This window comes from uncultured Algibacter sp. (genome assembly GCF_947487575.1).
Lineage (GTDB): Bacteria > Bacteroidota > Bacteroidia > Flavobacteriales > Flavobacteriaceae > Algibacter_B.
Window position 1 is genome coordinate 99,426 of record NZ_CANKXG010000006.1, and the last position, 25,274, is coordinate 124,699.

Genomic DNA, 25,274 nt, shown 5'->3' on the forward strand with positions numbered 1-25,274 from the left:
AGGTTTAATAAACTGCTTTTAAAGCCTCTCTATTGTTATAACATTCTCATTAATTAACTCTTGAATTTCTTGTTTACTCAGTCCTAATTCTGCCAAAATTTCTTCGCCGTGTTCGCCCAACATTGGCGATGGTCGTTTTATTTGCCCAGGAGTTTCACTCATAGAAAAGGGTATATTAGTAACCTTTACTTTTCCTGCTTTAGGGTGCTCTACCTCTACAAATGTTTTATTGTGAATGACCTGCGGATTCTGTTCTACTTCAGACTGGTCGTGTACTTTGGCCACCCACAAATCCATTTCCAGCATAATATCTAACCACTCATCTGCTGTTTTGGTTATTGTTACAGCTTCTATTGCAGCATGAACTTCATCACGTTTATCATAAAGTACTTGTGCATCATCATATTGCATTAGCTCAGGTTCTCCTAATGCATCAACTAACTTAACCCATGGATTCATAGCTATTGTTAAATAGCCATCGCTTGTTTTATATGTTCCAAATGGTGCTCCACTTCCTGGGTGTCCTATATTTGATTCTGGTCGTTCAAAAGGGGTATTTAAGTTCTGAATTGCAAAGAAATCCTGCATTTGAAAAGCTATAGCAGACGACAATAAATTTGTTTTTATTTCTTGCCCTTTACCCGTTTTCTCTCTAAAATATAGTGCTGCAAGAATAGCATAAACAGAATTCAATCCGTTTACTTGGTCGCAAAGCGATGTTCCTAATACCACAGGTCCATCAGATTTTTTTCCGCTAGTCATCGCAGCACCACTAACACTCTGCACTAACAAGTCTTGCCCTGGTCTAGTTACATAAGGGCCATCTGCACCCCAACCACTTGCTGAACAATAAATAACACTAGGGTTAATCTTTTTTAAATCTTCATATCCAAAACCCAAACGCGCCATCACTCCAGGACGAAAATTCTCAACTACTACATCTGTATCTTTAACAAGTTTATAGATAATTTCTTTCCCTTCTTCAGATTTAATATCTATAGATAATGAGCGTTTGTTTCTATTCCAAGCCATAAAACAAGGCGATTCGTCTTTGGCAATCCATTTGTTTAAAAATGTCATACCTCTATAAATATCTCCTGAGCCGTTTCTCTCTATTTTTATAATATCTGCACCTAAATCTCCCATCATTTGGGTTGCATAAGGCCCTTGTAATAATTGTGAAAAATCTAAAACCTTAACGCCTTCTAATGCTTCTTGCATTTTTATAATTTTATATTAGTGTAAAATCTAAATTTTTAAAACTTTTTAAGCTCATTCTAAATTTTTCATTTTTGAGATATTTCATTAGCATTTCAACTTCTTTTCTAACTAAAACAGAATGAAATAAATACTTCTAAAATTTCATTTAATACTAGTTTTTTAGAATTTTAGTTTATTATCTAAAGATAATTTTCAACTTTATAGTAAAATTATCATTTCGACGAACAACTCACAGAACTAGCTAAATAACGTTTTTAAAACCCCAAAAAGCGACAAACTTAAAAACAAGACCAAAACAGCTGTATATTAAGCAACTACTTATTGTTTCAATATTATAAAAAACTAAAATTATTTAATATATTTGATAACTAAACCGATTTAGTTTTTTGTGTAAAAACTTATTTTCAAATTTAATTAATATAATCTTGAATACTAAAAAACTTTCCTTTTTTATTAAAATTCGTTTTTGTTTTGCAATACTTACCTTAAGTAATATTTATGCATTTGGAAACAAATTTAATGTAAACAAAGTAGCCCCTTTGTTTCATGACGGGAATAGTAACAGCCATATCCAAGAGCTGAACATGAATTATAAGTTATACAATATTTGTAAAAATGATATTGAAGGTTATAGTAAATCACTAAGCGGACGAGAATTTGGAGCTTATGGTTCTATTAGAGAGGGCTTGTATAATTCTTTAATAGCAAGAGCTACAACTGGCGAAATGGCTATTGAGTTTTTAACAGGAAAAACGCCTGAAACGTTCACATATAATGCTGTTACGTTTTTTATGATAAGTGATATTGACTTAAACTTAAGACAGCCTTTTGATATTCTTGTTAACGACAAACACTTACTTACTTATACAGCCAATGAAGATGGCTCATTACGCATCTCAAACAACCCTAATAAAGGACATGCCGAATTTATACTAGTAAAACGAAATGGTGGCGATGGTTATGGTGCGTTTCGTTTAACCGTTCCTACGTCATTATTAGATGCTGGAGAAGAAGCTAAAATTAGAATTGTTGGTCAAAAGAAAAACTCTAACTCGTGGTTAATGATATTTACAGCAACTGATGCTGTAGAGCGTATTAAAAAGTCGGCAACCACTGAAGCTGCTTTTGATATTAAAGAAAAAAACGGAAAACTCTATGTAGATGCTCCAGCACATTTTTCTGGTAAAAAAGTATACGTTATAAGCGACGGTCTAAAAAGTAAAGTAAAAACATTTGAGGTTTTAGGAGAACAATCAAAAGCTTCATTCACTATCCCACCTCCTAAAAACAACTTCAAAATTGTTTATGGAGACGACGCTCTGTCTTTACTTTTTGAAAACAAAAATGGCACAACATCAAAAACCGATATTAAAGGACATTATTTATATCATAATAAAACCAACTATAAAGATGGTTGGCGAGCTTCTTTAACAAAAATATATCGTCCAGAATATTTTGATACGTATGACGATTTCTTTGATAAAAAATATGCAGATGGAGGTATTTCCATCATGAACTCAAGTCATCAAGACATTGCATGGGTAGACAGACCAGAGGTTTGCATTATATTAAGAGATACGATGCTTTTAACCCCTGTAATTAAAGATGCTTTTATTAGAGACGATTACGGGTTTGATATTGAAGATGGTTTAATGCTAAGAGAATATCTTAACAGACACCCAGAATCTCAAGAAAAAATTACAACACTTTTAAATAAGAAATTAATCTCTGTTGGCGCTACATACAATTGCCCTTACGAAGATATGTATGATGCCGAAGACCAAGTACGTCAATTATATCTTGGTAAAAAATGGGTGAAAAAGACCTTTGGGGGGTACGATTCTAAAGTATACTGGAACGTAGATGTACCTGGAAAAACGTTACAATTACCACAAATACTAAAAAAAGCAGGTGTAGATTATATGGTAATTAGTAGACATTCTAGAGGGATGTTTCATTGGGAAAGTCCAGATGGAAGCTCTGTTTTCACATATTCCCCTGGGCATTATGGTGTTGATGAAACTATGCTAAGGCGAGGCGACATGAACTCTAAAATAAAATATGGTGCTGAACAAATAAAGTTTTGGGAGAAGAACTTTGAAGATGGTAAAGTACAAACACCACTACTATCTAGCCAAGATATGTTGCCCGCTATTGACTATTCTGATTATATAGCATCATGGAATACATTTGATACTTTAAAAGATGAAAAAGGACAACCTAAAGACGTGAATTTACCACCTATGGAATTAATGACTGTAGATGAGTATATGCCACTTGCCGAAAAACATGCTACTAAGGTAGATACTATTTTAGGAGAACGCCCAAACGTATGGCTTTACATTCATGGGCCTGGGCATCATGATGCGCTTACGGCAAGTAGAGAAGGCTCTAAGTTACTACCAGCTGCCGAAAAATTCTTATCAATAGCTAATAAAATAGAACCTGCTAAAATGCCTTATCCATTTGAGGAATTTGATGAAGCTTGGCAAGCTAAAATTTATCCAGACCACGGTTGGGGTGGTCATGATGGCGATGTTACCGATAATCTATTTCAAGCAAATCTTGTAAAGTCAAGAACTTTAGGGCAAAACCTTTTAGATAAAGGGGTTAACTTTTTATCAAGCTATATAAAATCTAATAAAAAATTAGGTGTACCCATCGTATTATATAATAGTTTATCCTGGAAACGGAATGACCCTGTAACCACTACGGTTCATTTTCCTAAAGGAAAAATTCAAAATATAGCTATTGTATCTGCAAATAAAAAAGAAATAGCATCACAAACTAACAACAAACAATTACATGATGATGGCAGTATTAAAAGTATAGCTATTACGTTTATTGCTGAGGTTCCTTCTATTGGTTATAGTACCTATTACATTCAAAACAAAATCAGCTCTAAACAAAACAAATATGAAAACGCAACGCTAGATACTTACGAGAATCCGTTTTACAATATCACGTTTGAAGATGGTGGTATTTCACAAGTATATGATAAAGCATTTAAGAAAAACTTATTTAAAACAGATGTGTTTAAAATAGGAGAAATATTTACTATGGAATCTGTTGGAACAGGTGCTGGTGAGTTTGGAGATATACAGCAACCTTCTATGAAAGATTTTGACCAAGTAAGCATTCATAATCCTAAATGGAAGATTATAGAAAATGGCCCAGTTTATACCAAATATAGACTAGAGCAACAAATTTTACATAGTATAGTAAGACAAGATGTAACGCTGTATCATAACTTAAAACGCGTTTACTTTAATACCAGTTTACGCAATTGGTCTGGTAAATTGTATCGTGAATTTAGAACAGCATTTCCTATAAACATGAATAGCCCTGAGGTAGCTCACGAAGTACCTTTCGGAAACGTACGCGTTGGTAAAGATGAAATTGAAACTGGTGGCGAATGGTATACACCGCTTTGTAAAGATGTACGTCCAAGAGGTATTATAGATTGGATTTCTGCAACAGATGATGATGTAGCCATAACTTTAAGCTCATCTGTAGCTGCTGCCGATTGGATTGACCCAACAGGAAAAACCAATACAACTATGTTACAAAATTTATTACTAGCCAGTAGAAGATCTTGCCATTGGGAGGGTAATGAATATTTACAAGGTGGAGACCATCACTACCATAATGTATTTACATCCAACAAATCAGGAAGTGTAAAGGGACAAAAAATAGCAAAACAAGAAAACGAACCTATACAAGTTGTTGTTAACCCTGTAACCACTTCAAAACCATACTTACCAGAAAATTTGAGCTTCTTTAAAATTGATGCGGAAAATGTCATCATCACAACAATTAAAAAAGCGGAAGATTCAGAAGAGTTTATTGCGAGAATGTACAATCTTAAAGATGGAAATGAAAGCGTAAATATGTCTTCCTATTTCAGTATAAACTCTTACAAGCACACTAATATTATAGAAGAAAATCCTAAACCTGTAGCACCAAAACTAGAACTTGGTAAATATGCCATTGAAACTTTTAGCCTTGGTACTAAATAAAAATTAATACATTAAAAAATGAAAATCAAAAATCAAAAATCAATCTTTAATCTAATTTGTAGTTTCGGTTTAGCCTTAGTTACTATTAGCGCAGCTTATGCAAACGATGGTGTTTTAAAAACCCCTAAAAGTTCCGCTTTTCATGGCGGTACCGGAAGTGTTGGACATATAGAAAGTCTTAACGTCAATTATCGTTTACATCAAATTTGTAAAAATGACATAGAAGGGTATAAAGAAATGCTTTCTGGGTCTGAATATTTCTTGTATCCATCATTAAGAGAAGATATGAATGTGGCGATGATTTCAAGAGCTACCACAGGAGAAAAAGGATTTGAGTTTTTAACTGGAGAGGTTCCTAAAAACTATGCTAAGGATAAAGTAAATTTCTTTTTTTTGAGTGATATTGATTTTAACTTAAGAGAATCCTTTGACATTTTTATTAACGACAAACCGCTATTAACCTTTAATTCTAACAAAGATGGCTCACTTTCTATAACAGAAAACCCAGGAAATGGTCATGCTGAATATATTTTAGTAAGAAGAGATTTAAACGGCGACGGTCTTGGAGCTTTTCGTTTAACCGTACCTACATCATCTCTAAAAAAAGGAGAAAGTGCAAAAATTAAAGTTGTTGGGCGTAAAAAAAGTTCCAACTGTTGGTTCATGATTTTTAAAGGTACCGATGTTGTAGAACGCATCAATAAATCTGTTACCGATGAAGCTGCTTTTAGCATTAAACAAAAAGATGGCAAACTTTATGTTGATGCACCTGCACATTTTGCTGGCAAATCGGTTTACGTTATATCTGATAGCAAAAAAAGTAAAACCAAAACGTTTACTGGTCAGGGCGAACTTGCTAAAGCATCATTTAATATAAATGCTCCAAAAAACACTTTCAAAATTGTTCACAGTAACCAAGAGATTACTGTAACTTTTGACAAAGGCAATGGGAAAATAATGAAGTCAGATATTGAAGGTAGTTTTCTATATCATCATGTTGCCAATTTTAATCCAAATTGGACAGCTTCATTAGCAAAATTATACAAGCCAGAGTTTTTTGATACCTATGATGATTTTTTTGATAAAAAATACGAAACGGGTCTGGTATCTATAATGAATTCTAGCCACCAAGATATTGCTTGGGTAGACAGACCAGAAGTATGCATTATTTTAAGAGACACCTTACTCCTTGCACCAGTACTTAAAGATGCTTTTATAAGAGATGATTATGGTTTTGATATTGAAGATGGATTAATGCTTCGCGAGTATATTGAAAGACACCCAGGTTCTGAAGAGCAAATTACAACATTGCTGCAAAGAAAATTAATGTCTGTTGGCGCTACTTACAATTGCCCTTATGAGGATATGTATGATGCTGAAGACCAAGTGAGACAGTTGTACTTAGGAAAAAAATGGGTTAAAAAAACCTTTGGTGGTTACGACTCTAAAGTTTACTGGAATGTTGATGTACCAGGAAAAACAATGCAACTGCCACAAATATTAAAAAAAGCTGGTGTTGATTATATGGTAATTAGTAGGCATGCAAAAGGCATGTTCCATTGGGCTAGCCCTGACGGAAGCTCTGTATTTACCTATTCACCTGGGCATTACGGTAACGATTTACTGTATCTTTCTAGAGATATGAATAACAAAATGAAATATGGTGCAGAACAAGTATTGTATTGGGAAAATAGTTTTGCCGAAGGTAAGATACAAACCCCTTTACTATCTAGTCAAGACATGTTACCTGCTATTGATTATTCAGATTATATTGATACCTGGAATGCCTTTGATAAAGTAAAAGATGCTGAAGGTAAAGCTATAGACGTTAATTTACCAAAAATGGAATTAATGACAGTTGATGAATTTTTTCCTTTAGCAGAAAAGAATGCCACTAAAGTAGATACCATAATGGGAGAACGCCCTAATGTATGGGTTTACATTCATGGTCCTGGGCATCACGATGCACTTACAGCAAGTAGAGAAGCTTCTAAATTATTACCAGCCGCTGAAAAGTTTTTATCTATAGCAAATAAAATTGAACCAGATTTATCGCCATATCCCTTTGAAGCCTTAGATGAAGCGTGGCAGGCCAAAATTTACCCAGACCATGGTTGGGGTGGTCATGATGGCGATGTTACAGACAACCTTTTTAAAGAGAATTTTGTAAAATCTAGAACCATGGGGCAAAACCTTTTAAATGATGGTATAGAACTTATTTCATCTAAAATTAAAAAGAACGAAAAATTAGGAAAACCTATCATGCTTTTTAATAGTTTATCATGGAAAAGAACAGACCCAATAACTACAACTTTAAATTTCTCCAAAGGAGATACAAAGTATATCACTATTGTTTCTTCTGATAAAAAGGAAGTACCATCTCAAACGTCTAATGCAAAATATTATGATGATGGTAGCATTAAAAATATTGATGTTACTTTTATCGCAAAAGATATTCCTTCCATAGGTTACGCTACTTACTACTTACAAGATAAAAATTCAACTTCAAAAGGTAAAAACAATTCAGCTACAACTAGTACGTATGAGAATTCATTTTACGCTATAAACTTTGAAAAAGGTGGTATTACTAGCGTATATGATAAAGAATTAAAGAAAGAGTTATTTGATAGTAGTATATTTAAAGCTGGCGATGTATTTACTATGGAATCGGTTGGAAATGGTGCAGGAGAATTTGGAGATGTACAACAACCTACCATGAAAGATTACGATCAAGTAAGTGCTCACAATACCGAATGGAAAATCTTAGAAAATGGTGTGGTTTACACCAAATACAGATTAGAACAACAAATTAATCATGCTATTGTAAGACAGGATGTAACCTTATATCACGATTTAAAACGTGTTTATTTTAATACAAGCTTACGTAATTGGTCTGGAGAATTATACAGAGAATTTAGAACCGCATTTCCATTAAATATGGATAATCCAGAAATAGCGCATGAAGTACCTTTTGGAAGTGTACGTGTTGGAAAAGACGAAATTGAAACAGCAGGAGAACGTTATACGCCACTTTGCAAAGATGTACACCCAAGAGCTATTATAGATTGGATTTCGGCTACTGATGATGATATATCAGTAACCTTAAGCTCATCTGTAGCTGCAGCAGATTGGATAGATCCAACTGGTAAAACTAAAGCTGGCACACCAATATTACAAAACCTTTTATTAGCAAGTAGAACCTCTTGCCATTGGGAAGGCAATGAATATTCGCAAGGTGGCAACCACAACTTTCATAATGTATTTACGTCTACTAAAGCAGGAAGTATTGTAGGACAAAAAGTTGCTAAACAAGAAAATGAGCCTATACAAGTGGTTTTAAACACTGTAACATCAGCTAAATCGTATTTACCAGAACAATTAAGTTTCTTTTCTATAGATTCTGAAAATGTGATTGTAACTACGGTTAAAAAGGCAGAAGATTCTGAAGATTTTATTGCAAGAATGTATAATGTAAAAGATACCAACGAAACGGTAAACATATCTTCTTACTTTGATATTAAGTCTCACAACCATACTAATATTATTGAAGAAAATCCAGTACCTGTTGCTCCTGCATTAAAAGTGGGTAAATACTCAATAGAGACTTTTAGCTTAGAAACTGATTAATAGCAACCATCCTTTTTTTAATAAAAATGGCTATCCGAATCTAGATAGCCATTTTTATTTATTGGAATCAACATAACTTCCAAAAAACATCAAAATTGTACTTTAATCGTTCACTACAGGAGCTTCTATTGGCGTTTTGCTTTTAACTACAACATAAGTTGAAATAGCATAATAAGCTCCAGTTTGGCTTGATTGTGTTCCTCCATCTGACACCCAATCTTCAAAATCATACTCAAAATCGAAAGTTACATTTGAGTTAGATTTATCAAACATATCAACTCTTGGTGGTACAGCCATACCAGGACACCAACCTGCTCTATCGGGTGCCCAATTACCGCGTTGTGGGTTTATTTTATTACTTCCACATCCAATAGGTTTTAATTCGTGTGTAAATTTGGGGTCATTATTAATTAAAATTTGGTGTGTTCTAAAGCACCATTCTGCACAACCTCTGCCATCGCTATCTGCAGGAGTGGCATGCCCCCAACCAGATATAACTGTTCGTAAATGTGTACTAAAGGCATTACTTGGTATTGCTATGGTTTTGGTTAAATCAAATCCTGCAGTACTACTTCCGTAAGGTACACCAGCTAAAGATAAAGCGTTATATGCTATAACTTCTGAAACGGCATAATAAGGATAATCAGGAATACCTTCTTCAAAATCAAATTCAACAGATAAATTCCAGCCATCGTCGCCCCAAGTTTCAATAAATGCTCTTAGCTCAACTTGACCTTCGAGCAAAGACTTAAAATCGGTAACATCTATTTCTATACCTCTAGTAAGCTGTGATGTATCAACGCCATAGGGTGTAATATAACGACCTAGTTCAAACCACTTTTTCGTTTTTTTGTCCTTAACACTTATGTTAGCATATACGTCCCATATATTACAACCAACAGATGGGCAATCCAAATTGATAAACATTTTAACGGATTTAACGTTGGTATTATCCTCATTTAAGGTGAATGTACTAATTTTACTTTGGCTTAAGCCTGCTCCAAACGCAATTCTTGTTTGACTAAATGTTTTATAATTTAAGATTTCAAAATTTTCTGGCGGGGTTTTGTCTCCAGATTTAGTTTCTTCATTTCCAGTATCATTACTACTACTGCAAAAACTAAATCCTAAAATAAATATTAAACAAAATGATAACTTTACGGTTGTTTTTAAAAAATTATTTTTCATAGCTTTCTTTTTAAGAAACTCGGTTTATTAATTGTCAATATAATTTTCATAATTAGAAAACACCTTTTTGCCAGACCAAGCAATGTAGGTAAAACATAATAGCGGTAGTGCAAATGATATATTTACTTCTGGCACTGATAAAATACTCACATCGGCAACCCCGTTACCAACAATATCTATAATTTATCCTTACAATTTAGGCATTAAAGCACCAGCTACTTATAAACACACTTATAGTTCTACCTTTTCAAGAGCTTTTTCTTATAAAAATAATAACCATAAAATACTATTTACAGATAAGTATTTTGAAAGTTAGATAGTTCTAGAACTTTTTCAAAAGCCTATACCTTGTATTAGTTAAAGCATTAAAAAACTTCATAATCTAAATAACTAAAATAAAGTGGAGCTACCCCTTTTAAAATTAACTTTTGATTTATCTCAATTTTAATTTTCGAAAAAAAAGAAGAACCTTTAACAGTTCTTCTCTTAAAACTAAAATATAACTAACTGAAAACTTTTGTAATTTCTATCGTATTCATCAAACAGACTAATAATAAGTTCATTTTAACCAATAAAAAAACTACTATATAAACTTAAAATTTCTAGAATATAATGTAGATTTATTTCGACCAACAACAGCTCTGGTGTGATAAATAAAATATATTAGTTTAATATATTAAGAATTTAAGTTCACATGAGACATTTGAGAAAACAATTCGAGTATAAAAGAGTAAGACTTAGTAAGTAATTATTTAGTAAAAAACATCTTACATTACCATACCAGACCTGAGAATTTTGTCTTTAACTTTTTCTACATAAGTCCTTCCAATAGTGTACCTTATACCATCAATTTCCAAACTATTGGCCTCCAAGGAGTCTATTTTATTTATTGCTATTGTGAAAGACCTATGTATTCTAATAAAGTTATCAGGTAGTAAATCAGTAAAAGCACTAAGAGTTTGGTGTATTATAAAACGCCCAGATTCTGTTTTTATTTTCAGGTAATCTTTAAGGCTCTCAACAACCAATATTTCGTCAATGTAAATTTTCTGAAGTTTCTTTTTATCTATTTTTATAAAAATGTATGGTCGTTTGGTTAAATTGAGGTCTGTGTTAGATTTTGACTCAAATACATTTGTTATTTTATTTACAGTTTTTACAAACCTAGAAAACTCTATTGGTTTCATCAAATAATCAAAAACTTCCAAGTCATAAGATTCCACTGCATATTCTTTGTAGGCGCTAGTAATGACAATAAGAGGCTTTTTAGATAAGTTTTTAATAAAACTTAACCCATCTAGTAAAGGCATATTAATATCCAAAAAAATAACATCTACAGAGTTATCTTTTAAATAAGCTAATCCATCTATAGCATTACTAAAAGTAGCGCATAATTCAAAAGTTGGAAACTCTTTTAAGTAACTTTTTATAACTTCAATTGCCAAAGGTTCGTCTTCAATTATAATACTTCGTATTTTCATTCTACCTTAATTTTCAATTTAACATTAAAATTTTTACCAGCATCGTCAATTTTGAGAACGTAATCATCTTGCTTATATCCCAAAGTTAATCTTTTTTTAACGTTTTTCAAACCAATACCTCCTTCGTACTCTACAGTGTTTGTATATTCCGTCTCTTGCAACTGTTGAGGTTTTGGATTAGAAATAAAGAAGTAAAGATCTTTTTTAATAATCTTAAAGTTAAGACTTATCTTAACCTTATCTATATTTTTATTAACTCCATGTTTAAATGCATTTTCAATAAATGATATTAATAGCATAGGTGCGATGGTTTTATTATGTATATCTCCCATAATATTCATATCAATTTCTAACTTGTCTCCATGCCGTATTCTCTCAATCTCTAAATAGTTCTCTATAAAATGTAATTCCTTTTCTAATGTTTGTCGCTTTTTCTTGACTTCGTAGAGCAAATACTTGAGTAACTCGGCAAGTTTAATGATTACTTTTGATGTTTTATTTGAATTAGTAATGGAAAGCGCATAAATATTATTGAGCGTATTTAGAAAAAAATGTGGAGATACTTGAGCCCTTAAAAACTGAAGTTCTGTTTCTAACTGAATCTTTTCTAAATCGGTTGAACGTTTATTCTCTTCTAACCAATCAAAAGTTATTTTTATAGCAGCAACAAATGCTATAACATATAATTCCCCAATCATCATATCAATCACATAATTCATTGTAAGATGATTAATAACTTCGGGGCCTTCTGGCCAAACATCTGTACTTACTAAAAAATAGGTTAAATTGAATTTTAGCAATACCATAAGGAAAATAGCTAGTAGAACAGAAAGAATATAGATTGGTATACGGCGTTTAAAAAGAAGCACTGGCATTAAAACATACAAGTTAAGATAGCACAGTGCCATGTGTATCGGGAAACCAATTAAATTGGTTTGTAGTGAATACCAATAATCATTAAAATAGCTGCCCCAACGAAACGTATTAAATGAGAAATAAATTAGCCAAAACATAACATGATGCCTTAAAGTTATCTTGTATATCCTAGCGGACTTTAGTTTAGTAATGTAAGGCATAAAGATTTATTTTTTTGTAAAACAGATATTATTATAGTATTACTAACCAGTAATATAAAAAAAAGCGCTAACATATTTAATATCTAGCGCTTTTAATAAATTTAATTTTATACTACTAATTCCAAACAATTCCTCTCATTTCTCCAGCATAATTTCCTGTTTCGTCTGCAAACTGAATACCTTTAACTCTATCAAGAGGGAAATAGATTTGAAGATTTGCTTCAGTACCATCTATATCAGCATCAAATTGTCCTACTGAACGTACTTCGTCCCAAATCCTAAAGTCTTTGATATCTCCATTCATTTTGAAACCAAAAGAGTTTCCTAACCAAATTTCACCCCATGTAGATACCGCTGGAACATCTATATCTATAGATTCTCCTACAATAATATTATCAACATAAATAGCTGTTGTTTTTGCTGTGTTATCATGTACTATAGCTACATGGTGCCAAGTTCCAGATTTTAATGTTCCCGCAGGATACATTGGACCAATGTAACCAAACCCTGCAACGTTAGTCCAGTTCCATCCTCCACCAGAATTAAGTACATTTTCTTCTGTTAATTCAGCGTAACCATTTACACGGAAACCAATATTACCATTACCCATGATATCCCCTATTGGAGGGTTAGTTGTAAAGTTTAAAGTTTTTAACTTTACTTCAAATTCATAAGTATAATCACCCTGTGGTGTATAATTTGGTGTAATTCTTAAACCTACAGCACTTGGGTCTTCGCTATCAATATAAACTCCGTCTGCAGGCCCTACTAAATTAGCATTTATCAGCGCTATTGAATCAATTAATGCACTCGCAGTATCATCTAAGGCTATTTGTCTTCCATCATTAGCTAATACATCATTAGCATTAGCTAATAAAGCATCTATATAGTCAATTGTACCTATTGGATAATCACCATCCATATCGCCTTCTACTACAGTAGCTTTAAAATCTGTCATTTGCTGAATAGCAGCATTTAAATTTGTATAGTCTAAAACTATAACTGGCGGCTCTGTTACCCACTCAAAATTTCCTTTTAAAGTGGCTGTAGAGTTACCAATGACATCAGAAAAACTATCACCTAAATTAGAACTAAATGGGAAATAGGCCACTAAACCAGATTCAGTTCCATCAACTGTTACTCCAATATTTGCTTGTATTGTTCCTTGGTCAAATACAGAATCCCATACCTTAAATTCTTTAAATAAAGTATTACATGAACGATCATTAAAAGAAGGGCTGTTTCCTAAATACATTGCAACGTCTGTCATTTCTGGAACTGAACTAAGAGTTGTTACCAGTTGTCCGTTTACATAAAGTTTTTGTTCGTTACCAGTATTAGTATAAGCAACATTCATCCACTCACCAGATTTCATAGTTCCATCTGGAGCCCAAGGAGACTCAGGCCAACCTTCAGCAGTACCAGCTTGAACCTGTATGCGACCACTACCTTGGTATCTAGACCCCAATCCTCTAGATGGTTCATCTTCAGTACTAAATAGATTATTAGCATACCCTAATTGGTTTAGGTCTACTATATATATTTCCATTTCAATAGTAGAAGGCTTATACATTGCTTGTTTAATATTGTCTGAAAGTTCTATTCCAGAACCAATACCATGTTGTACCCATGGGAAAGCTTCAGAAACTAAACTTGTTGAAAACTTTTCTATTGCAGCGTTTAGCTTAATTACTGCATCATCAATATCTGCCTGCTCTTGAGAACTTTCAATACGTTTATAAATCCAATTTATAACATCTTGAAGAGCATCTTTAGATCCTGGTTGATAATCTCCAGCATTAGTACCCTCAATTCCCGTAGCTATTAAATTTTCAGCTTCAGCAAGCCTAGATTCTAATTGAGCAATATCAAAATTCTGTGCCTTTACTTCATCGTCGTCAGCACATGATATGGTAAATAATACCAATATCATGGGTAACACTAGTGCTACTTTCTTTAAATTATTAAATATCTTCATCATATTTTTTTTTAAAAATTACTATTCATTAAACCATCAGACTTTGTCTTAGTATCTGCAGTATCCCACCATAATCTTATATCCATTCTATCAGAATCAATTGTGTTTTGTCCAGCTGGCATATTTTGTTGCTCCAATTCATGAGCATTATCTGGATATCTAATTCTTTTTACCCATGTTCCAGAAGCTACAGAAGCTGCACTACTTACACCATCAAGAGGCAGAGTAAGATCTGGATAATCTGTTCTTCTAAAATCTGCCCATGCTTCTTTTCCATTAGGGAAATTAGAAATATATTTTTGAGTAATTAACTGTTTTAATTTTGCTTCATTAGAACCAGACAGAGCTGGCAACTCGTTTATGTATGCCGTAGCATCTGCAGGATCTACACCAACAAACTCCATAGAAGCCCTTACACCCTCTAACATTAAAGCATTGGCATCTCCAGCTCCCCAACCTCGTAAAGCAGCTTCAGCCTGTAAGAATAACACCTCTGTATAAAGCATAATTGGTTGATAGTGATCAATCTCCCCACCATCTCCTGAAAAGCCTACGTAATTCGTATCTGCATTCATGGTAGCGTGGTCATTAGCATCTACAGGTAAAATATTATAACCATTGGCAACACCTTCTAAACGATCAGCACCAAACATAGAAGAGCTTTCTTTATAAGCAAACCATATTTTGGCTCTTGGATCTTCCATTGAAGTTTCAGAATACATAAAATCCAAAAATGTTTTTGAACATCTTATATTATCCCAAGCTACCGCCATATTTCTTAAATAGTCATAAAACCCTCTATTCCAAGCTGGTATCTGTGCCACATCTGCATTACTCTGCATGACACCGGCATTAATAGCTGCTATAGCTTCTGTTTGAGCCTTTCCAGGATCTATATTAGAAATTCTCATTGCCATACGCAATCTTAAAGAATTTCCAAAACGTTTCCATTTCTCTAAATCCCAACGGAAAATTAAATCTGGACTTATGGATTGACTCTCGTTTTTTTCTAATCCAATCTGGCTTGAATCATTTGAATCAATAGCATTAACTGCTGCTGTAATTCTATCAAACAAATCATAATATATTTCTTGTTGTGAATTATAGGGTACTACTTCACCAACTCCAGCTCCAAAGTACGGAATGTCTCCATATTGGTCTGTCATTCTTGTCCATTCAGAGGCTTCCCAAATTTCCAGAACTTGCATTAGGTTATTATAAGTAGGGTCTTCTCTATATATTCTCTGTAATGATCGGATGTCTGAAAGGCCTATTGTATACCATTCACGCCACATATTACCTATCCAACCATCAACATATTCATAACGACCAGATTCGAAACCAGATACTGTATTTGCCCAGTATTGCGAATAAAAATCTGCAAACAAATTCACATTTCTTTGGTAGTTATATACAGGAACTGTTACTATTGTAGTAAATAACTGTCCTGCTTCTGGAGTAACAATAGCATCTTTACGCGTATTTATCTCCTCAAAGTCATCTGTACAACTAACTAGTGTAATGAATACACTTAACATTAGGGTTATTGCTTTTTTCATATTCATTTTTTTTATAATTTAACGTTAAGAGAAAAACCATAGGTTCTTTCACCAGGTACTGGTGAGAAATCAACAGCCTTTGATCCAAAATCTGAGTTATAAACATTATCTGGTACTGTACCAGGCGTATTTCTATAAAGATAGAATAAATTTCTACCAACTACAGAGAATCTAACCTCATTTAAAAATCCATTTCCTATAGATTTTAAAACCGTTTTAGGTAGTGAATATCCAAGAGAAATTTCTCCTAACTTCATAAACGAAGCATCATATATAAATTCCTCATCAATATTAGTAACAGCTTGCCAATAAGCTTGAGGGCTAACAATAGTTGTATTAGTACTACCGTCTGCTAAAACACCAGTAGGCACAAAGAAAGGATCTCTACCTAAACTTAACGTTTTAGGCGTATTTCCACTTCCTGTTGCTGAGCGCTCTGTTAATGATAAAATATCACCACCTTCTTGCATTATTAAAAGGGCATTTAAAGAAAAGTTTTTGTAAGATGCATTTAGACCTATAGAACCTGTAAAATCTGCTTGCACATTACCTAGTTTGACATCTAATGGACTAGTAGTAGGTAAACCATCTGCTCCAACTATAATATTTCCGTTATCATCTTTTTGGTAAGATGTTCCATAAATATCACCATATCGCTCTCCTGGAATACCACGAACTGTTGCCCCGAAAAAACGATGAAAACTTTCTGGTTCTTCTTTTATAAACTCTTCAATTGTCCCTATATTTTTAGCAAAATTAAACGTTAAGCCTAAATTAAAATCTTCTGTCTTAACAGGAACTACATTGGCATATATTTCAATACCTTCATTTCTTACTAAACCTAAATTATCAATTCTAGTAGTAAAACCACCAGATCGAGGCACAACAACTGGAATAATTTGGTTTCGAGTATCTTCTCGATATAATGAGATATCAAATCCTACGCGATTATTAAGTAGTCTAAATTCAAGTCCAAGTTCCGTTGTAGTTGAAATCTCTGGTTGTAAATCTGGACTTACCGTAGCATCAGGCGTAGTAGTTGCTAAAAGCAGAAAATTACTTGGAGCTAATGTAAATACAGGGTTTGTTTGGTAAGGGTCTGTATCCTTTCCTACCTCTGCCCAAGACGCTCTAACTTTTAAATAATTTAACCAATCTGGCATATCTGTCATTTCTGAAATAAGAGCACTTAATCCTACCGAAGAATAGAAAAATGAATTTGCATCTATTGGTAATGCTGAAGACCAGTCATTTCTTGCAGTGGCGTTTAAGTATAGATAATTTTTGTATGAAACATCTGCAAACGCATATAAAGAATGAATTTCTCGATCATTAAAAGTTTCGTTTACTCCAAAATTTGTAGCTGCATTTAAAAACAGGTTATTTTCAGAAGATAACTTACCTGATGCCGCATTTAAATTTTGAATACCACGACTCATTAGGTTACCTCCACCACTAACACTAATAGTAAAATCATCATTCAATTCTTTATTATAACTCAATAGGAACTCAGCATTTTCTTCCTTAAAGAAAGATTCTGATGTGTTAATTGACGGTGTATTATTTGTAAATATAAGGTCTTCATAACGATTTCCATTTATCGCTTCATAACGATAAACATCTAGTCCGTATTTTAATTTTAACTGAAGGTTATCAGTAAACTTGAATGTGGTACCCAAATACCCAAATACTCTGTTACGTTCATCACTATTAAAACTAGAAGCTCTTAAGAAATAAGGATTTCTGTTATCAGCATTCGGATTTTCAGTTAAAACTGTACTAGGTCCAAATAAATATTCCCTAGTCTGATTATCTTCAAACACAAAACCAGGAGCCAGATCTTGGGTTCTAATATTTGCTGGCATACCATTCCAGTAAGACACACTACTATAAACACCTATAGTAGGTCTGCCTTCCCCTGTAGTATTAATATAAGACATTTTAGCATCTATATTCATCCAAGGGTTGATATCATAACTTGCTTTTAAATCAAAATTCAATCTATCTATATTAAAACCATCATAAATACCCTCTGACTTATCTTTACCAATAGACACTTTAAAATGACCATCTTCTCCTGAGTTAGTAAATATCAAGTTATGTGAAGTACTAACACCTGTTCTGGTAAAATCCTCCAATAAATTTGATTCTGATTGATAAGGCAAAGTCTCTCCAGTCCAAGCAACTCGATCTTCGCCGTCAAAACGTGGACCCCAAGAAACTCTAGATTGAGGATCATAAACTCCGTTAGTTCCTTGCCCATATTCTTTTTGCAAATCAAGAAAATAAGCAGCCTCTGAAAATGTAGTTGCCCCCGTATAAGACACACCTAATCCTTTAGAGTTTTTTCCGCTTTTTGTTGTAACAAGAACAACACCGTTAGCACCACGCGAACCATATAATGCGGCAGCAGGACCTCCTTTTAAAATAGACATAGTTTCTATGTCATTAGGGTTAATATCTAAATAGCCTCCACCGTTTGAAGTACCTCCAAATAATCCTTGAGCATCTGTAGCTGTATCTTCCGTAGAAAACGGCACACCATCTATTACCCAAAGCAAATCGTCATTTCCACTTAGCGAACTCGCGCCTCTAAGTTCAATTCTGGGTTTACCACCAATACCTCCAGAAGATGTAATATTTACACCTGCCGATTTTCCTTGAAGTGCAGATGTAACACTCGGGTTAGCTCCTGCGTTAATAGTTTCAGAATCCACTTCTTGAATTGAATAAGACAGCGCTTTCTTTTCCTTTTTAATACCTAAAGCGGTAACTACCACCTCACCAAGAGCCTCAAGGCTTTCATTTAAGGTAACATTAATTGTTGTCTGGCTTCCTACTGCAATTTCTTGTGTTACAAAACCCACATAAGAAAATACAAGTATAGAAGAAGAACTTGTGTTGATGGAATAATTCCCATCAAAATCTGTAGAAGCACCATTGTTAGTTGTTCCTTTTTCTGTAATATTTACCCCAGGTAGAGGAATACCGCTAGGATCAACCACAGAACCACTTACTGCAGTCTGTGCCTGCATACTGTAACAAAACAGCATACTTACAGCAAACAGAAGTTTTAGTACATTTTTTGTCATAATTTGATTAGTTTAATGTTTAGTTAATTCATTGTTAATTATAAAAAAACAAAAAAGTTGTTAGTAAAGAATTAGTTTTTCGACAAACAACGGTTTTGAAAAGGAGTTTGTGACTATAGTATACACAAACCTCTATTAATCCTACATATTATTAGGTATCACAAATAACTATTAATCTGTCAATATATTAGAAGTTATTTAATGGAAATTAAGGTTATCATTGACTGATAATTAAAGTTCCTGATTTTATTAAATCAGTATGATTTACGAAATACCCATCAACATCTTTATTTCCTAATTTAATATGTTGATTTTTATTATTTATTCGTTGTATAACTAACTCCTTATTTTCATAATACTTACTATTCAACTTTATTGTAATCTTATCAAAAACAGGAGTAGTAATAGCATATTTAGGTTCTGCTGGGGTTACAGGATAAATGCCCATCATTGAGAAAACTGCCCAAGCACTCATAGTTCCTGTATCGTCATTTCCTGGAAGTCCGTCGGGTGTATTTTTAAAATGTTTTTTTAATAATTCATTTACTTTTTGCCCCGTTTTATATTCTTGCCCTTTTATATGATTAAACAAAAATGGATAATTTATATCTGGCTCATTAGCCATATCAAACTGGTTTTTCTTAAAAACATCTTCCAGTCTATTTACAAAAGGTGTATCGCCTCCCATTAATTCTATAAGCCCTTTGGTATCATGAGAAACCATAAAAGTGTACTGCCATGCATTACCTTCTATAAAACCTAAGTTTTTCTCAAAATTGGCCCCTGCTTCAGGATTGTATGGTGCCACCCAACTGCTATCGTCATTTTTAGGTCGTAACAAATTTAATTCTTTATCAAAGAGTTTTCTATATGAAATAGCACGTTCTGAAAAGGTGTTATAATCATCTTTTTTATCTAATGCTTTTGCTAATTGTGCAATGGCAAAATCTGAAATATTATACTCTTGAGTGGTTGACACAGAACCACTATGAACAGTCTTTGTGGTTAAATAGCCTTTTTCAATATAATCTTTAATACCTGGGCGCAACGGGTTATTTTCTAATTGTGTTGCACTCTTTTTCATGGCCTCATAAGCTTTTTCAACATCAAAATCTTGAATACCTTTTAAATAAGTATCTGCTATAATAATACCTGCTGGGTCTCCTACCATGGTTGTGGTTTCAGTTGCATTTAGCTCCCATTTTGGTAACCAACCTGATTCATCATAAATCTGCAACATACTTTTTACCATATTCGATTGTTGTTCTGGATATACCAAACTCATCAATTGGTGCAAATTCCTGTAAGTATCCCATAACGAAAACACAGTGTAACGCGTACCATCGGTTTTTAAAGTTTCCCTAGTTTTCATTTTTGGATACTCGCCGTTAAAATCGTTTAAGGTATTTGGATGAATTAGCGTGTGATACAAAGCAGTGTAAAAAATAGTTTTATCATCGGCTGTACCGCCTTCAACTTCTATTCGCGATAAATACGTGTTCCATTCTTTTTTAGCATCAGCAAGAATATCGTCAAAACTTTTATCTGCTGTTTCTTTTTCTAAATTTTCACGTGCATTTTCTATGCTCACGTAGGAGACGCCTATTTTCATTTCAACCGTTGATGGTTTATCAAATTTATAACGCATAAACGCACCAATACTATCGCCAACCACTTCTTTTGTATAGTTTTCTTTAATTCGTGTTTCGGCATTATACGTCATCCAGTCTGCTTCCACACCTGTGTAGTTTCTTGGTTTTTTCCAAATACCAAATTCATCAGCAGGTTTTGAAAAGCGCGCTACAAAATAAACAGGATAAGCTTCTTCTGGTTTGTAATAACAAAATGACCCTACGCTACGCATTCCTTCAATTTCAGTAGACGATACCACTTTTACCATGGCACCTTCTTCATTCGTTAATCCTAAACCTAGATTTAAAAGAATATTAGCATCTCCAGCAGGAAAATGATATTTACTTACACCTACTCGTGTTGTAGCCGTAGCTTCAACTTTCACATTGTATTTATCAATTTTATTGCTGTAATAACCTATAGTTGCGTTTTCTTCTGAATAAGTTGAACCATATTTTAAATGATTTGTTTCTAAACTCCCTATTGTTGGCATTGCTAAAATTACGCCAAGCTCTGGGCAACCCACACCACTTAAATTAACATGACTAAAGCCCGTTAAAAAAGGGTTTTCATTGATATACGGTGTTGATAACCAACGGCTATCTTTTTCTAAAGGTAAGTTTTGAAAGCCTGCTACATTAAACGGCGATACATTAGCCATACCACGAACCGCAATAGGACCAGGATTGGTGGTTCCAAAATTGGAAGTTCCTATAAACGGATTTACATATTGCGTGAAATCTTTTAAAACTTCAACTTTATTTACTTCTTCTTTACAAGAAAACAGCATCAAAACAACACTTATAAAAAGTAATAATTCTTTATTAAAAATATTTCTCATTTTTTAGTAATGTGTTATGTTAATTTATTTTTCTAAATTTTAATTTAAAATCCATTAATGTAAAAGCTCTCCATACCCACTCTAGCGGACCATAATAAAAATGTTTTAACCAAAACTTACAAAAGAACCCTTGTAAAACAAAAAATGTAATCCCGTATAAAAAGCACATAGTAGCGCCAAAATATTTATACATGGCAAAACCATATCCGTAAAAGAATATAGTTCCAAAAAGAGCTTGAACAACATAATTTGTTAAACTCATTCTACCATAGTTTATTAAAATAGAACTCTTTGCTTTTTGAAAAATAGACGTGTATATGACTATAAAAAGTGCTATAATAAAAAATGTGAATACAAAATTAAAATAGGATGAAAACAATTGATTTAATAAATCTATTTGTACCTTAGAAAAGGTACTTTCTTGGAAACTTAAAGGCACATAATGAAACACTAAAGCCAATAGCCCACAAACCATTAAAACCTTAAGGGTTATTTTTTTGTGTTTATCAATATTTTTAAAATATTTAAATCTTCCTAATAATAAACCTACAATGAATAAGCCTATCATTTGTATATATCGGTTTGTGTTAATCATAAATTGCCATTTGGCAAGATGACCATTTATAGAGTTAAAGTTAACGACATCAAAAAACGAACCTTCCATAAAAGTTTTGGATACTAAAGCCCAATGATGCCAACTGTTTTTATGCACAAATGCATTATCCGTAAAGGAAATAAACAAGTTATAGAGTGTAGGTATCTGTATAGTAAATAACACTCCCAAAATAATTAAAAAGGGTGTTTTTAATTTGTACATAGGAACAAGAATTAACCCTAACAAAGCAAAAATGGTAAGTATTTCCCCTATATAAAACAACGAAAAAATATACCCTATGATAAATAAAATTACAAGGCGCCAAACGAATCTTAATCTAAAATCCTCTCCCTTAACTTCTCTATTATTTAGTTGAATAAAAAAACTAAAACCAAACATTATTGAAAAAATTGAATAGGCTTTACTTGCGAATATGAAAAAGACAACTTTTCTAATAATGATATTTAATTCTGCTAAAACACCCGTTGCTTCAGGATAATTTGCTAAATCGAATTGCTCAAGAGCATGAACTAATAATATTCCAAAAAGTGCAAAACCTCTAATAGCATCTACTAATTCAATTCTTTTAGTCATATCCTAAATCCATATTAATTATTTTTTTCACTTAAACTCAACGAATACGGCACAGCATCAGCATCACTAGACCAATTCTTATTTGGTGTGTTATCCATTTCAAAATACAATTCACCACCATTTTGAATAGCATCAAACGTAATAAATGATTTGTTATGAGCTTCAGAATTTAAAGTAGCTGATTGAATATAAAAGTTCTCTTTCGAGTTATTAGGTGCCGAAATTTGAAACGTTTTTCCATTTTCTAAATGTATGGTTGCTTTTTTAAATAAAGGACTGCCAATAACATATTGATTTACGGCTGGCGTAACAGGATAAAAACCTAAAGCACTAAATACGTACCAAGCTGATGTTTGTCCGTTATCCTCATCACCACAATACCCATCTGGTGTTGGCGTGTATAATTTTGTTAATACCTCTCTAATTTTTTCTTGCGTTTTATAACTTGTATTTGCATAATTATACAGATAAATCATGTGTTGAATGGGCTGATTTCCATGTGCATAGTTCCCCATATTCATAATTTGCATTTCTCTTATTTCGTGAATGGTAAAGCCGTAATACGAATTATCAAAATCTGGCGGCATGTTAAACACAGCATCTAATTGGTTTACAAAAGCTTCTTTCCCTCCCATTAAATCAATTAAACCATTGACATCATGAAAAACGGACCATGTGTAGTGTAGACTGTTACCTTCGGTAAACGCATCGCCCCATTTTAAAGGATTAAAAGGCGATTGAAACGAACCGTCTTCATTTTTACCACGCATCCAACCTGTTTCAGAATCAAATAAATTCTTGTAATTTAAAGAACGTTTGTAAAATGTATTTGCCATATCTTCTTTACCAAGTTTTTTTGCCATTTGCGCAATTGTAAAATCGGCATAAGCATATTCAAGCGTTCGGGCAGCGTTTTCTTTTATTCCAACATTGTATGGCACATAACCTAATTTGTTATAATAATCAATCCCTTCTCGTCCTACTGACTTAATCACTTTTCCGCCTCTAGAAAGCGGTCTGTTTTCTGCTGTAGTTGCATTTTTAATCATGGCTTCTAAAAGCAAATCAACATTATCTACAGTAACACCTTTTAAAAATGCATCTGAAATAATTGGTGACGAATTAGAACCTATCATACAATCGCGATGTCCAGGACTAGCCCATTCTGGTAACCAACCAGATTCTTTGTAGGTATTTGCCAATCCTTCCATAATTTGGCTATTTAGCTCTGGGTAGACCATATTGAAAAAAGGAAAAACAGCTCTAAACGTATCCCAAAATCCGTTATCGGTAAACATATAACCTGGTAAAACTTCGCCGTTATATGGGCTGTAATGCACTATGTTATTGTCTTTATCTAATTCGTGTAATTTTCTTGGGAATAATAACACACGATATAAACAGGAATAAAAGGTTCTGATGTTATCTATATTATCATCTTCAACTGTAATTTTGTTTAACTCTGTTTCCCATGATGCCTTTGCTTTTTCTAACGTATCATCAAAAGTATCGGCTCCTATTTCTCGGTTTAAATTGAGTTCTGCTTGCTCTAAACTTATAAATGACGATGCTACTTTTACATGGACTTCCTCGCCTCGTTTTGTTTTAAAACCCACAATGGCTCCAACATGTTCTCCCTCGCTTTCTTTAGAGTTTTCTAATAGTTTCCAATTATCGTCCCAAGTGTGCGTTACTTCAAAATCTTTATCAAATTCTGCCACAAAATAGTTATGAAAATTTTCTGGAACACCCCCTTTATTATTTCTACAGTAGCCTATAATTTTTCGTTCTTCGGGTATAATTTTAACCATAGATCCTTTAAAAAAGGCATCTAATAAAATATACGATTGATTATCTGGAAAGGTAAATTTAAAATGAGCTGCTCGCTCTGTTGGTGTAACCTCAGCAGTAACATCATAATCTGCTAAATACACACTATAATGGTGTGGTTTTACAGTTTCTGCTTTATGAGAAAACCAAGATTGACGTTCGTCTTCTTGATATTTTAAATCGCCCGTTACCGCCATTAATGAAAATGCGGCATAATCGTTTATCCACGGACTTGGTTGGTGGGTTTGTTTAATACCTCGTATTTTATTTTCGTCGTACTTGTATGTCCAACCATCTCCCATTTTGGAAGTCATTGGTGTCCAGAAATTCATTCCCCAAGGTGTTGCAATTGCAGGATATGTATTTCCGTTTGATAAATCGAAAGAAGAATCTGTTCCCATTAAAGGGTTTACAAAATCTACTAAACTTTTTCCTTTCGAAATTATATTCGAAGTATTTTCTTTTTCCGCTTCTTGATTACAAGAAAGCATACTTAAAAATAATACACAAAATAAATATTTAACTGTCTTCATACATCTTT

Annotated in this window: 12 protein-coding genes; 2 read left to right on the forward strand and 10 right to left on the reverse strand. The window is 33.3% G+C overall.

Going from position 1 to position 25,274, the window contains the following annotated elements; all coding sequences use genetic code 11:
* Positions 1-18 precede the first annotated feature (18 nt).
* Positions 19-1,221, reverse strand: coding sequence for a CaiB/BaiF CoA-transferase family protein (locus Q0870_RS07885; RefSeq protein WP_298554186.1), 1,203 nt, complete (start codon positions 1,219-1,221; stop codon positions 19-21).
* 584 nt (positions 1,222-1,805) lie between these two features.
* Between Q0870_RS07885 and Q0870_RS07890 the strand changes: the two genes are divergently transcribed.
* Positions 1,806-5,240, forward strand: a complete 3,435-nt coding sequence (locus Q0870_RS07890) for a glycosyl hydrolase-related protein (RefSeq protein ID WP_298554188.1) — start codon at positions 1,806-1,808, stop codon at positions 5,238-5,240.
* 18 nt (positions 5,241-5,258) lie between these two features.
* Positions 5,259-8,867, forward strand: coding sequence for a glycosyl hydrolase-related protein (locus Q0870_RS07895; RefSeq protein ID WP_298554191.1), 3,609 nt, complete (start codon positions 5,259-5,261; stop codon positions 8,865-8,867).
* Positions 8,868-8,969: 102 nt separating this feature from the next.
* Here the strand turns inward: Q0870_RS07895 and Q0870_RS07900 are convergent, their stop codons facing one another.
* The 9 genes from Q0870_RS07900 to Q0870_RS07940 all read right to left on the reverse strand — a co-directional run bounded on the left by Q0870_RS07900 (position 8,970) and on the right by Q0870_RS07940 (position 25,266).
* Entirely contained in the window at positions 8,970-10,055 is a 1,086-nt protein-coding gene (locus tag Q0870_RS07900) for a peptide-N-glycosidase F-related protein (protein ID WP_298554194.1), read from the reverse strand.
* Between the two features lie 767 nt (positions 10,056-10,822).
* Positions 10,823-11,536 carry a response regulator transcription factor gene (locus Q0870_RS07905; protein ID WP_298554200.1) on the reverse strand — a complete coding sequence of 238 codons (714 nt, stop codon included), beginning with the start codon at positions 11,534-11,536 and terminating at the stop codon, positions 10,823-10,825.
* Complete coding sequence (locus tag Q0870_RS07910; RefSeq protein ID WP_298554203.1) at positions 11,533-12,612, reverse strand: sensor histidine kinase; 1,080 nt, start codon at positions 12,610-12,612, stop codon at positions 11,533-11,535. Before Q0870_RS07910 ends, Q0870_RS07905 begins: the two co-directional genes overlap by 4 nt.
* 115 nt (positions 12,613-12,727) lie before the next feature.
* A complete protein-coding gene (locus tag Q0870_RS07915; RefSeq protein ID WP_298554206.1) occupies positions 12,728-14,593 on the reverse strand; it encodes a LamG-like jellyroll fold domain-containing protein in 1,866 nt (621 codons plus the stop codon).
* 8 nt (positions 14,594-14,601) lie between these two features.
* Positions 14,602-16,149 (reverse strand): SusD/RagB family nutrient-binding outer membrane lipoprotein, encoded by a 1,548-nt coding sequence (locus tag Q0870_RS07920; protein ID WP_298554209.1) that lies wholly within the window; start codon positions 16,147-16,149, stop codon positions 14,602-14,604.
* An 11-nt stretch (positions 16,150-16,160) separates the two neighbouring features.
* Positions 16,161-19,241, reverse strand: coding sequence for a SusC/RagA family TonB-linked outer membrane protein (locus Q0870_RS07925; RefSeq protein ID WP_298554212.1), 3,081 nt, complete (start codon positions 19,239-19,241; stop codon positions 16,161-16,163).
* 217 nt (positions 19,242-19,458) lie between these two features.
* The gene (locus Q0870_RS07930) at positions 19,459-21,714 is read right to left on the reverse strand and encodes a GH92 family glycosyl hydrolase (protein WP_298554215.1); all 2,256 of its coding nucleotides are present in this window, start codon (positions 21,712-21,714) and stop codon (positions 19,459-19,461) included.
* A gap of 19 nt (positions 21,715-21,733) precedes the next feature.
* The gene (locus Q0870_RS07935) at positions 21,734-22,903 is read right to left on the reverse strand and encodes a DUF418 domain-containing protein (protein WP_298554218.1); all 1,170 of its coding nucleotides are present in this window, start codon (positions 22,901-22,903) and stop codon (positions 21,734-21,736) included.
* 14 nt (positions 22,904-22,917) lie between these two features.
* Positions 22,918-25,266, reverse strand: coding sequence for a GH92 family glycosyl hydrolase (locus Q0870_RS07940; protein ID WP_298554222.1), 2,349 nt, complete (start codon positions 25,264-25,266; stop codon positions 22,918-22,920).
* Between the last annotated feature and the right edge of the window lie 8 nt (positions 25,267-25,274).